This is a genomic window from Verrucomicrobiota bacterium (assembly GCA_027622555.1).
Classification (GTDB): domain Bacteria; phylum Verrucomicrobiota; class Verrucomicrobiia; order Opitutales; family UBA2995; genus UBA2995.
Genome location: JAQBYJ010000058.1, coordinates 1 through 11,993, shown reverse-complemented (window position 1 = coordinate 11,993; position 11,993 = coordinate 1). Strand labels below are relative to the sequence as shown.

10 protein-coding genes are annotated in these 11,993 nt (G+C 48.0%); 2 read left to right on the top strand and 8 right to left on the bottom strand.

Going from position 1 to position 11,993, the window contains the following annotated elements; translation table 11 throughout:
• Nucleotides 1-119: 119 nt before the first annotated feature.
• Nucleotides 120-1,037 carry a hypothetical protein gene (locus O3C43_15150; protein MDA1067828.1) on the bottom strand — a complete coding sequence of 306 codons (918 nt, stop codon included), beginning with the start codon at nucleotides 1,035-1,037 and terminating at the stop codon, nucleotides 120-122.
• A 296-nt stretch (nucleotides 1,038-1,333) separates the two neighbouring features.
• Between O3C43_15150 and O3C43_15145 the strand changes: the two genes are divergently transcribed.
• Nucleotides 1,334-3,430, top strand: a complete 2,097-nt coding sequence (locus O3C43_15145) for a M3 family metallopeptidase (protein MDA1067827.1) — start codon at nucleotides 1,334-1,336, stop codon at nucleotides 3,428-3,430.
• A gap of 76 nt (nucleotides 3,431-3,506) precedes the next feature.
• Here the strand turns inward: O3C43_15145 and O3C43_15140 are convergent, their stop codons facing one another.
• Nucleotides 3,507-4,211: a DUF1080 domain-containing protein gene (locus O3C43_15140; protein ID MDA1067826.1), complete on the bottom strand. Its 705-nt coding sequence runs from the start codon at nucleotides 4,209-4,211 to the stop codon at nucleotides 3,507-3,509.
• A gap of 253 nt (nucleotides 4,212-4,464) precedes the next feature.
• Between O3C43_15140 and O3C43_15135 the strand changes: the two genes are divergently transcribed.
• On the top strand, nucleotides 4,465-5,181 hold the full coding sequence (locus tag O3C43_15135) for a zinc metallopeptidase (GenBank protein MDA1067825.1): 717 nt from the start codon (nucleotides 4,465-4,467) through the stop codon (nucleotides 5,179-5,181).
• A gap of 57 nt (nucleotides 5,182-5,238) precedes the next feature.
• On the opposite strand, the gene O3C43_15130 is transcribed toward O3C43_15135, so the two are convergent.
• From O3C43_15130 to O3C43_15105, 6 genes are all read right to left on the bottom strand, one after another.
• Nucleotides 5,239-6,159, bottom strand: a complete 921-nt coding sequence (locus O3C43_15130; protein MDA1067824.1) for a cobalamin-binding protein — start codon at nucleotides 6,157-6,159, stop codon at nucleotides 5,239-5,241.
• A complete protein-coding gene (locus O3C43_15125; protein ID MDA1067823.1) occupies nucleotides 6,152-6,733 on the bottom strand; it encodes a cob(I)yrinic acid a,c-diamide adenosyltransferase in 582 nt (193 codons plus the stop codon). Before O3C43_15125 ends, O3C43_15130 begins: the two co-directional genes overlap by 8 nt.
• A 5-nt stretch (nucleotides 6,734-6,738) precedes the next feature.
• The gene (locus O3C43_15120) at nucleotides 6,739-7,770 is read right to left on the bottom strand and encodes an ABC transporter ATP-binding protein (GenBank protein ID MDA1067822.1); all 1,032 of its coding nucleotides are present in this window, start codon (nucleotides 7,768-7,770) and stop codon (nucleotides 6,739-6,741) included.
• Nucleotides 7,767-8,831, bottom strand: a complete 1,065-nt coding sequence (locus O3C43_15115) for an iron ABC transporter permease (GenBank protein MDA1067821.1) — start codon at nucleotides 8,829-8,831, stop codon at nucleotides 7,767-7,769. The genes O3C43_15120 and O3C43_15115 overlap by 4 nt, the downstream gene beginning before the upstream one ends.
• A 50-nt stretch (nucleotides 8,832-8,881) precedes the next feature.
• Nucleotides 8,882-9,256, bottom strand: coding sequence for a GxxExxY protein (locus O3C43_15110; GenBank protein ID MDA1067820.1), 375 nt, complete (start codon nucleotides 9,254-9,256; stop codon nucleotides 8,882-8,884).
• 37 nt (nucleotides 9,257-9,293) lie between these two features.
• Nucleotides 9,294-11,993 (bottom strand): ABC transporter substrate-binding protein (locus O3C43_15105; protein MDA1067819.1); only part of this gene is annotated, 2,700 nt, incomplete at its 5' end.

The window sequence follows — 11,993 nt, the reverse complement described above, 5'->3', positions numbered from 1 at the left end:
TTAGAGGAAATCTTAGGAGGCAGTAGCGTGATGAGGACTGTATTGGACTTCAAGTCCTTAAGCAGCTCGATTTTCCCTATCTTAATTATCCTAAAACGGAGGTTCCGTGCCTCCATGGATCAAAGTTTTCCGCAGACTTTCACTAATTCTGACTGGATGCCTTGGATGTTTTTTTCTGTATTCGGGAAACCCCAAGCAGAATTACCTTCAATCAAACAGGGACCTTCCGGGGTAATTGCAATGTCCCAGCCAACCGAACGCATGTTATTCATTGCTCGCGATGCCTTCAACGCCAACTTGCATGTCTCTTCCCATAATGGGATTTTTGCACCCTTAAGGAGCACGCCCGTTTCTGGATGATGAGTGATGATTTCGAAACCAAACTGATTTTTACCGCTTTTATTCGGTGCTTCGATGGTACCGGTTTCAAAGTTCATTTCTGCTTTAATTCCTCCATGTACACCCCAATTGAAATTATCAATCTCCCTGCCAGTTCCAGGAAATTTCATGTGAGCGAAAATGATTCGGTCAGTGCCCGGTCCTTCCCGAATTAAAATGAGTCGGCAGGTTGTCAAAACATCTATCTTAAATTGCTCGATTAGTGTAGGATGGTTGTAGACTCTTTTCTGAATAATGGCTGGGCAAATGGTGTAAATCTCTTTGAGTTTTTCGCGGAATTCAATCGGGCTCATCGAGCCGAATTGGGAGCTTTCAATTTTGCCATTTCCCTTGCGAAACAAATAGACCAAATTTCCTCCATACCCGAATTGAGGTTTAACAACGAACTCATCGCAGACACAGGCGTCCAAAAATTCTTCCCAAGTTAGGCCTGATTGTGTCTCCTCCTTTATGCCGTGATATCCTCCGCCCGGATTAAAGATTCCGCAAATTGCCGGAGTGCTTAGATTTTCCATTAAACAGATTTTGGCAAATCTGATTTTGTCATCGGTTTCGGCTATGTGTTCCGGAGGATTTAGAAAGTGAGTATATTTTGCGTAGTGTTTACCGCTCCAAACCGTTTCTGGTGTTATCCTCACCCCCGGTTTAAGTAAGTTCCTTTTTCTAGCCTCGTTTATCCTATACCCATATACGACCCTTAGATAGATTAGCTTAATAAAACGGGTTATTGCAGAACATTTATAGTGGCAGGCAGCTTGCTTGGATGCTGTCCAAGCGTCTTTTAGGTGTGGCATCGTATATGACGATTAGTGACTGGAACTATTAACTGGCAAATTAAATATGGGAATCGACACTAGTCCGCAATTTAGAAGCGACAGATAACACGCATGCTTTTTTGCTAGATCCGAAGGACCAGGCTTCTAATGTCCCCACCATGGAACAACCGTTTTTAGAAGAAAACTTTCGCATTCACTGGAGTCGATTGACACCGGATCAAGTTGAGGCGGATATTTCTCATGCTCTTCAAATTGCTCAGGCGAACATCGATTCGCTCGCAGGTGAACTACCTGAACACCTAACTTTTGAGAACACATTGCTTGCGCTCGAAGAGGCCGATTCCCAACTGAGTGTTGCCTGGGGGAAAGTGGGGCACCTTAATAGCGTGAAAGATTCGAAAGAGCTTCGGGACGCATACAATGCCATGCTGCCCAAAGTATCTGAGTTCAGTGCGAAGGTTCCTTTGAATGAGGGGCTTTGGAAACGCATAAAGGCTTACTCTGAATCAGAGGAAGCACAATCGCTTACCGGAATTCGCAAACGGTTTCTCGATGAAACGGTGGCCTCCTTCAAAAGCAGTGGTGCGGATCTACAACCGGAGAAGAAGCAACGCATGGAAGATATACAAGCTGAGTTGGCAATGTTGACCCAAAAATATTCTGAAAATTGTCTCGATGCGATCAACGCCTGGGAATGGATCGTGGAGGATGAAGCCGATTTATCAGGCCTACCGGAATTGGCTGTGGCGCAGGCCCTGCAATCTGCAAAGTCGAAGAAACTTGGTTCGGAAGATCTACTCAAATGGAGATTTACGCTTCAGGCCCCATCGCTCATGCCTGTTCTCAAGTATGCGGATAAGGAAGAACTTAGAAAAACCTGTTGGCTTGCCTACAATGAAGTTGGGACTAGGGAACCTCATGACAACCATGACTTAGTCGGGCAGGTACTCTCACTCCGCCAGGAGAAGGCCGAACTGCTCGGGTTTGCGAATTTCGCGGATCTTGTTCTCGAACGTCGCATGGCGCATGACGGTAGTCGGGCTCTTGCATTCGAAGATGAGATGCATGCGAAAATAAAATCCAGATTCGATGAGGAGAACGCAGAGTTGGATGCTTTCCGTTGTGAGCAACTGGGTATTGAACGCGAGTATATGGAGCCTTGGGACGTGGCTTACTGGGTGGAGAAGTACCGACAATCTAAGTACGACTTTGATGAAGAAGAGCTTCGACCTTATTTTCCGGTTGATTGCGTGTTGGATGGGATGTTTGAGATCACTCAAAAATTGTTTGGGGTTACCATACGCGAAGCCGAGGCGATTTACTCGGAGTCACCCTCCGATACAGATTCAAAAAACGGGTACGAAGTCTGGAATGATGATGTGAAAGTTTTCGAACTGTTTAGTGAAAACGAAGAACACATAGGTAGTTTCTATACGGACTGGTTTCCGCGTGAATCGAAACGCAGTGGCGCCTGGATGAACTATTCGATTACCGGTGACCGCTCAAATGGGAAAAAAGAGCCACACCTGGGAATGATTCACGGCAACATGAGTCCACCGACCGATGGGAAACCGGCTCTTCTTTCCCACCGCGATGTTGAGACGGTCTTTCATGAATTCGGTCACCTGATCCATCACCTTTTTGGCGATGTGGAAATCAAGTCGCTCAATGGCGTCAATGTTGCCTGGGACTTTGTGGAGCTGCCATCACAGATTATGGAGAACTGGTGCTGGGACAGAAAGGGGCTTGATCTGTTTGCCCGGCATTATGAAACCGGTGAGACCATTCCCGAAGAGCTCTTCCAAAAAATGTTGGCTGCAAAAAATTTCAATGCCGCCTCATTCGCCATGCGGCAATTGTCATTCGGGAAAATGGACCTGGAGCTACACTTGCGATACTCTGAGCTTCAAGACAAGGAACTCGAAAGCGAATTGGAGAAGATCCTTGAACCTTACTCGGCAAAGCGAAAACGGAAAGTACCTGTTTACCTCTACAACTTCGGCCACCTTTTCTCTGACCCAACCGGATACGCTGCTGGTTATTATTCCTACAAGTGGGCGGAAGTCCTCGATGCCGATGCGTTTACCCGGTTTGAAAAGGAAGGTCTTCTGAATTCCGAGACGGGTAAAGATTTCAAAGACAAAATACTCTCCAAAGGAAACTCGGAAGATCCCTATAAGCTCTTCACTCATTTTATGGGCCGAGAGCCTGATCCAGATGCCTTGCTCAGGAGAGAAGGGTTGTTATTAGGTTAAAAGGATGCCTCGCTGAGTCGTCCGATGTATACGGCGTTTCCCATCGGCTCGGCGAGCGAACCGGTACTTTTATCGACTATATCCGTTTTAGAAGGATGTCCTTAAATTCTACTTTCACGCCCGGATCATGGATTTGTAGTCCGATGGAACCTTCCGCAAAATAATTACTGAAGTTATCTGTGAACTCAGAGGAGAGTTTGCTGTTAATATAAAAACTAAACGAATTCCCAATTGCGATTACGTGAACGTGATTCCATTGATCCATCTTGACGTCCTCTTTGGTTAAAGCATTTGGAATTGTGGTGTGTTTTGTTTCGCCGTTAGGAAAGATAACGAGCTTTGTCCCGCGTCTGCAGGGGTACTCTTTGCGGGTTGCAAAATGGAAATCCCAGGCTCCCAGGATGTGAGATCCAATGCCTGGATGACCAATGTCTGCGTGGTAAGCCTCGAAGAGTCGTTTTCCTGTATGGTCCTGGCGAATTCGGATATCGACGCCAGTGTTTCCCTTTCCGTTTAAACGATAACTGAATTTGAGCTCGAAGTCACGTAGATCGTGGTCATCATAAACTAGGAACACCTGCTGCTTTTGCGTGCTATTGCCCAAAATAACTCCCTTTTCAACTGACCAATCATTGGCACTCGTTTCTGGTGCCGCAGTCCAGCCCGAAAGTGTTCTTCCGTCGAAAATTGACTCGAATCCACTTTCACTAGTGCCATACGACTTAGATGCGGTGAAAGAAGCACATAGAATAATCACAATAAAAAGTTGGATACGAATCATCCGCTATTTTTAAAACTGCGAGTGTGTCAAAGTCCAGAATAAGGGCGAATCGGGCTTTTGTTTATGTGACAAATGGACACGGAAACTACGGAAACGGGACAATATGAGTGAAACCAAATCGGAGTTCACATCGGCAACGCTTCTGAATAGTATGAATTGTCAACGAGTTAGGAAAATTATGCCGTGCTTTTGAATTGGAACCTTGTTTGCTTGTTTGATATCTAAATTAAAAACTACTTAAACCAATTTCATTATGATTCATACTACTCAATTTGCATTTATGATTTTGCCGGGAGGGTCCGGGATCATTCTTTTCATAGCCGCATTTGCATTCGCGATGTGGGCGCAGGCAAAAGTTAAATCTGCCTACCATAAATATTCCAAGGTTCCATCTCGTGGAGGCATCACCGGTTATGAAGCAGCAGAGGCTGTCATGCGCAAAGCCGGGATAACCAATGTCGAGATCGTCCAGGTTCCCGGTGTACTTACGGATCATTACGATCCCGTAAATCGGAGGCTGGCGTTGAGTGATCACAATTACAGAGGCTCGAGCCTTGCGGCGATCGGAGTGGCTGCCCATGAAGCAGGTCACGCAATCCAACACAAGGTGGGATACTCAATGATGAACATTCGTCAAACGATGGCACCAGTGGTAAACATCGCTGCGGGGTTTTTGCCCATCGTCATTTTTGGTGGATTGGTCCTCCGGCTACTTCCTTGGGGGTTGGCCATTGATTTGGGCATTATTATATACGCACTCCTCACTCTGTTTCATTTGGTAACTTTGCCGGTTGAGTTTGACGCAACCAAGCGAGCCAAACTCGAACTCGATAGTTTGGGGATTATTTCTGCCGACGAGGCTCCAGGAGTTGCCAAGACTTTAGACGCAGCTGGTTGGACCTACGTGGCGGCGTTTGCGAGTTCGCTAATGAACTTGGTTTATTTGATTCTGATACGTGGCCGGAACTAATTGCCGAATTTGTAATTTGATTGAACCGAAGCCTGCAAGCAGTGTGTGGGCTTTCTTTTAATACTTTACCCACCCAGAGCCAGCATGTCGGAAATCTGCGATTTCCGGATGAAAAATTTCGGCAAGTATCTCAGCGGACTCAACAACTCTGGGGCCTGGTCTGTTGAAGTAATGATTCCCATCGGTGATGTACAATTCACCGCTTTGAACAGCTCTCAGTGATTGCCAAGTTGCAGTCTGTAGCGCCTCATCCATTTCGGATCGATTCTTCTCAATATCCCAACCGCAGGGCATTACGACGATTTTGTCCGGATCTGCTTCTACCAATTTTGACACATCTATTTTAGGAGTATGTTCATTAGGAAGGCCGAGAAGATCTTGTCCTCCTGCCATGTGAACCAGATCCGGTACCCAATTGCCAGCTGCCATGAATGGGTCGATCCATTCAACGCAAACTACCTTGGGTTTCAGAATGATTGGGGATGTTAGTTGTGCCAGTTTTTTCAACCGTTCTCGCATTTTTGAAACCAGCGCTTCGCCTCTGTTTTTTGCTTCTAAAGATTCCGCGATCTCGATGATGCCGCCATAGATATCCTCAAGACTATTGGGTGCTAATGATACTATTATTGGGGAAGAACTTATGAGTTCTTTCGCTGCGGCTTCCACATCTTTAAAACTGACTGCACACACTTCACATTGATCCTGGGTAATGATATGAGTGGGACGCAAGCGTTCCAGCTCATCCGCAAATACCCTGTATACGGAAATCGCATTTTGCAGAGTATCCTGGACGCGCTGATCTATTTCCGAGCTAGTTCCGTCTAAATCGAATTTTGCCTCTGAACATGCTGGTAGATGCTGAATAGATTGAGGGTAGTCGCATTCATGCGAACGCCCGACTAATTGATCCTCGAAACCCAGTGCACATATAGTTTCAGTGCTACTTGCGATTAAGGAAATAATTCTTGGGTCACTCACCACCAGATTTAAGTTCTGATCGAAATAAATGCCATCGCTCCTCTTTTACTCCTGAGCGATGTGTCTCTTGACGGCACAACTTAAACATGAGGTCTGAGAGTCGATTTACAAACTGAAGAATACTAGGGTCGAGCGGATCGACTTGGTTTAGTTCTACCAGATTTCTTTCAGCGCGTCTTACCACGGTTCTAGCTACATGACATAGGGCCGAAATCTCTGTTCCACCTGGCAGGAGGAAATGCTCGGTTACGCTTCCTAGGGATTGTTCAATGGCCGCCATCCATTCATCCATTCGTCGAGCGGCTTCCTCCGGTAACGGTAAGGAGGGTGTCTTTGCGGTGGATGGTGTGGCCACATGACTCATGAGATTCATTAGCTCTGTCTGTATGCGGCGCAGCGGTTCTTCCCAATCATGGGTGTCTGATAGTTTGCTGCGGAGTAATCCTAGAAAGCTGTTAGCTTCGTCAAGATCGCCCAGGCAATGGATGCGTATATTATTCTTGGGTACGCGAGTTCCATCAAATATGCCGGTGGTTCCTTTGTCTCCAGCTCCTGTAGAAATGTTTCCTTTCATGGGATCTAAATGGGTTCTGTTTTACTTTTGCGTTCGAGCCAATTTGTAAAGCTCTCCAGGGACTCGAACAAAACTTCATCTTTTCCGAAAGTGACCGTCCACTTGTTTGTGGACGGGTGTGTTGAAATTTTGATTTCCAAATAAGCGGGTTCGGTTTCGCTTAATCCGTATCCCAAGCGTTTGAGCGCGCGTTGAGTCCATAGATATTCCGGACCTTCGCCGCTCAAGCGCGCATGCAAACATGGCTTTTGACGGGCTTGGAAGGAGCCTTGGCTTGAGTCCCAATCGAGCGCTTCACTTCCGAAAAGCTCATTTAGTTTTCCTGTTAATGCCAGGTGTTCAGGTGATCCCGTGGAAATGCTCCCATCCTCTGAAAGCAGCCACAACTCATCTGCACATTGTAATGCGAGTTCGAGGTCGTGACTGGAAAGCAAAATGGACATGGATTCCTGATGCGCCAGGTTACGAAGGGTATGTATTAATTCGATCCGCCTTACGATGTCGAGAAAGGCCGTCGGCTCATCAAGTAGCATAATGGGTGACCCTTGTGCTAATGCACGGGCCATTAGGACTTTTTGCCGCTCACCATCACTTAGTTCTCCAACGTGCCTTTCTGTTAGTGAGTCTGCTTTGGCCGCCTTGATGGACCAATCAATTTTTTCATGGTCGATTTCAGTCAAAGAGCCATTCCAGCGAGTGTGAGGGTGGCGACCCAATGCCACGAATGAAAAGACGGAAAAGATTCCGACCGGAAGCATGTCAGTTAACACCAGGCTCACCATTTTTGCCCGATCTCGGGGTTCTAAATCTTCGATAGGAGTGTTGTTTAAAAGCACCTTACCTGCCAGGCTTGGTTGAAGTCCTCCCAGGGTGCGGATCAAGGTGGATTTGCCGGTTCCGTTGGGTCCAAGTAGGCATACGAACCGTCCGGGTTTCAATTTAAGATAGAGCTTGTCAGCAATCAGTCGGTTTTGTCGTTTAGCTGCATAGCCGATTGTGAGACCTTTTGCTTCTAAAGTTACCTCTTTTGAATTCATTTCCCAAAAAGGTTTCGCAGGCTACCCTGCTTGATGAGTGCTACAATAATCACAGGTGCTCCGAAGAGGGCAGTGATGGCGTTGAGTGGCAAGACGGTACTGTAGCCTGGAGCCTTGGCGATAAGGTCCGCTCCAAGAGCAAGGCTAGCTCCGGCTATTAGTGAGGCAGGAATGAGCAATCGGTGAGCGGAGGTCTGAAATAGGTAACGGCAAAGGTGGGGTGCAGCGATGCCTAGGAATCCGATGGGACCACAGAATCCCGTTACCGTTCCAGCCAGGACAGAGGCAGCTAAGAGACAGAAAAAGCGTATTCGCCTAACATGAGTTCCCAGACTGGCAGCATAGTTTTCGCCCATCAGCAAAGCATCCAATGGTTTCGATAGTAGCAGTGTGGATAGCGTCCCTATCAATATAACCGGGAGGAATACGGAAAGTTGACTCCAGGTAACGTTTCCGAAATTGCCGAACGACCAGGTAATGAACGACTGAAGTTTAGTCGGCATACTAAAAAACATGAGCAGGCTAACCACAGCCCCGACTCCGTAACTTATCATGAGTCCAAGGATGAGAATCGACATCACGTCCATGCTTCGGGCCAGAATCAATATAAGGAGTAAGACTCCTGCTGAGCCAGTGCTTGCTGCTACAACTACTAGCAGGTTCCCACTGAGTCCCAATCCTTCCGTTAAAGCGAGTCCAGCTGGAGCTACGACTAGAATGACTATCGCCACACCTAGACTTGCTCCCGAATTCACCCCGAGTACGAATGGGTCAGCCAAAGGATTGCGAAAAATAGTCTGCATCAACAATCCGGATGCTGATAGTGCTGATCCCGAGAGCAGAGCGGTCAATGCCTGTGGGAGTCGAAAATCTACCACAATCTGTTTTAGCACTGGGTCAGCCGATGAACTGCCGGTTAGTATTTGAAAAAGATCTCCAAACGAAATCAAAACGGAGCCTAGGCCCACATTTGCCACGAAAAGCCCCAGCAACAACCAGGCAAGACCGGTGAATAGTACGACCGGGTTCCGCTTGGATGTTGCTTGAGACTGGTAAGACATTTTTATTTAACCACAGAATGCACAAGAGGCACAAAATAGTGTTTCGAAGGCTATTGGATACATTTACGTATTTGGAGTTTTGTGGAGCCAAAGTTTATGAGCATCCCATGACGAATATTTGTGGCTCTCAAATAGGTGAGGACTCGAGCAAAATGTTCGTTGGTAATGGCATTAACGGCTTTCAATTCGATAAGGATCGTATCCTCCACAATTAGGTCAGCAACATAATCTCCAACCACAGAATCGTCTTCATCCAGGACAGGAATTGCAACCTGTTGGTCCACTTTTAATCCTTGTTTTCGCAACCTATTCCTTAGCGAATTCTCATAAACCTTTTCGAGAAAACCATTCTTGAAATGTGTATGCGCCGCAAATGCCATTTCTCTAATCGTGTCCGCTAATTTGTTGATATTCGTTTCTTCCATTTTGTGCCTCTTGTGCTTTCTGCGGTTACTCCTTCTCTTATTTCAGTTTCTCGTAGTAAATAAACTCATGCTCCGGTAATAGCTCAGGATGAAAAATCTTAATCAAATCAGCCAGGACTTCTTCTGGGTGGTTGATACCTCTTTCCCACATATCGTTCCCTCCATGTGCGTTCACACGTAGCGAGTTATTGAATATGGTTCCTTCTCGGAATGATCGAAAGCCAGTGAAGCGGGAATCAAGCGTAAGAAGAGATGCTCTTGTTTTATAAGCGCCAGGATTCAACCATATATCTGCATTGGCTGCCTTGTTTAAAATGACCTCAAAGTCCAAAGGGACTCCTCCGGGAGAATCGTTGGTGGCCCATAGGTAATTTGATCCTGCGTCAGCAAACGCTTGAGCATTGTAACTTGCTCCCCCGGGGATGTGCCATACTCCGGCATAGGGGGCGTTGGAGAACACGGTCGGTTTCCTTTCAACGGCCTGGGTCAGTGCCTTAAGAGATTCGTATTTTTGTGCAACCTGGTTGAAGAACGCTCCTGCCTCATCTTCTTTATCAACCATCGCTGCGACTACTTTTATCCATTCCGATCGGGCTAATGGATGGGATTCCATATACCCTGCCGTCAATACGACCGGAAGGTTTGCCCGCTCCAGTTTCGGATGGTCGTCATAGATTCCTTCACCGGTGATACTGGTTAGAATTAAATCCGGTTGAAGTTGGAGAATAGTCTCGATGTCCAGGGCTGCGCCTCCCTGTACGGGTTTAAGGGATCCACTTTCCACTCGAGCATGCACTTCAGAGTCGCTCGTAAAATCAAGATAGGCGATCCCAACCAACTGGTCATACATATCGAGCGTTCTAATTGGCCCGATACCACCAACATTCAAATTACCCACCTCATGGGGATTTTGGGAAAGGTCACCGAATGGATCAAAAGACTGGACCAATAATCGGTCCATGTCGTACTGCTGGTAGCCCACTCGGAACCAACCGCCATCGCGTCCTGCGACCGATTCCAGTGCCCGGTCAGACCCCGTGCCGACGGCAACCTTGATGATCTCGGCTAGCCGTGTGGGGGCAAGGGAATCGTTTGCGTCAGCCCGGTCCAAAACATCGACTACTACCCGGCCTGTGACTGATCGCCCTCCTGGGTCAACCGCCCGGATACTCAGCTTGTGCCGCCCATAGGTCTCATAGTCCAACCCAGTAGTCGTGGAGAGTTGTCCGGTCGAACTGTCCAGCGCAAACAATCCCGCATCGTTGCCTTCCACGATCTCGAAGGCCAGGTCATCTCCATCCACGTCCAGAGCGCTCACCATTCCAATCGGTCCCGCAGGCTCGTTTTCGGCGACTTCTACTTCGAGCTCACGGATGAAGGGTGCATGATTTAAGCCATCGAGATCAATGAAGGCATCACTGAAGGAAATTCTTTCAATCTCTTCAAGCGTATCTACACCCAGGTCTCCGTTGGCCGTATTGATATCGGTGACAAAGGCGCTCCCCAGTGCAAGGTCTGAAACGATGAAATCCCAGACGGATTCGTTCGGGTAATCCGCGATGTCGAAGCCGGTGGAGCCGGTCAATTGGTCGTTCCCGGGTCCCCCGACAAGCTCGTCGTCCGAGGCACCGCCGATGAGGGTGTCATCTCCGCCCTCGCCCCGAATGATAACGTGGTGGTCGGATGTCAGTTCAACGGCCTCCAGGAGGTCGTCTCCGTCGGATCCCTGGATAAGGATCGTATCAGGTGCAAGGTCTGTTTGGGCGAAATCACCGGAGACAAGAACATGGTCATCGAAACTGGTACCAATGATTATGAGATCTTCGACGTTTTCGACGATAAGGATGGAATCGTCGGACAGCTTGATTTCTATACGGCCGTCGGGTAGAGCCGAAACACGTAATGCCAAGGGTAATTGTTCCGGCCCGGGTTCCGGGATTTTGACCGTTACCACATCCATCCCGGGACCCCCGTCTATCGTGGCGTCACCTCCGGAAGGTTCCCAGTTGAATAACTCTGAAATAATGAGATTTCCGTTTGAATACCATTCTGCCAGGTCGGACTGGGTTATAGCGTGCCCTTCGAGTCTGATGGCGAGGTCGTCGAAAACTTCCCCCTGACCATCCCGGTTGATGCTGATCAAGGAGCTGGAACCGTCATTGGTTACTCGCAGAAAGGCGTTTAAATTTTCCACTGTGGCTCCATCGAGGACACCCGTGAGGTCCAGGACGTCTCCACCTTCTCCCGGAACAAAGTCGGTGATCAAGTCTGTGCTCCCATCGGCATCGCCCGAAGTATAAAAAAAACGGTCCCTGCCCGATCCCCCGCTGAGCGTATCGTTCCCTCCGGCACCATCAATCTGGTCATCTCCGCGGCCGCCGTTAATGGTATCATCTCCAGGGGTGCCGATCAGGTAGACACTATCGGCTGTGGTCAGGCGATAAAACCGGGGAGTGGGGCCGAGCGGGATGACCATCGTTGTTGGTTCTGTTCCGGTAACCACATCGACCAAACCCTCCCACCCTTTCAGGTCGGGAGAGGTATCGATATGAAACGATTCACCTGCTGCTGCCGATATGTGGAGTTCCAGCGCATTGGTGCCCGTGCGCTGGAGACTGATTTTGGGATCCGTTTGAGAGAAGCCTTCCGTGCTAGACCCTGTTCGAAAAGCCTTCCGGAAGGAAGGTTTTCTTTTTTTTGGTTCGTAGTTCAGGCTTGAGGACTCTCCGGGAGAGGT

Bases quoted from the DNA above. Each gene is read 5' to 3' on its own strand.
- O3C43_15125 (MDA1067823.1), bottom strand. From the start codon at position 6,733: ATGAAAGGAAACATTTCTACAGGAGCTGGAGACAAAGGAACCACCGGC.
- O3C43_15110 (MDA1067820.1), bottom strand. From the start codon at position 9,256: ATGGAAGAAACGAATATCAACAAATTAGCGGACACGATTAGAGAAATG.
- O3C43_15140 (MDA1067826.1), bottom strand. From the start codon at position 4,211: ATGATTCGTATCCAACTTTTTATTGTGATTATTCTATGTGCTTCTTTC.
- O3C43_15120 (MDA1067822.1), bottom strand. From the start codon at position 7,770: ATGAATTCAAAAGAGGTAACTTTAGAAGCAAAAGGTCTCACAATCGGC.
- O3C43_15115 (MDA1067821.1), bottom strand. From the start codon at position 8,831: ATGTCTTACCAGTCTCAAGCAACATCCAAGCGGAACCCGGTCGTACTA.
- O3C43_15145 (MDA1067827.1), top strand. From the start codon at position 1,334: ATGGAACAACCGTTTTTAGAAGAAAACTTTCGCATTCACTGGAGTCGA.
- O3C43_15135 (MDA1067825.1), top strand. From the start codon at position 4,465: ATGATTCATACTACTCAATTTGCATTTATGATTTTGCCGGGAGGGTCC.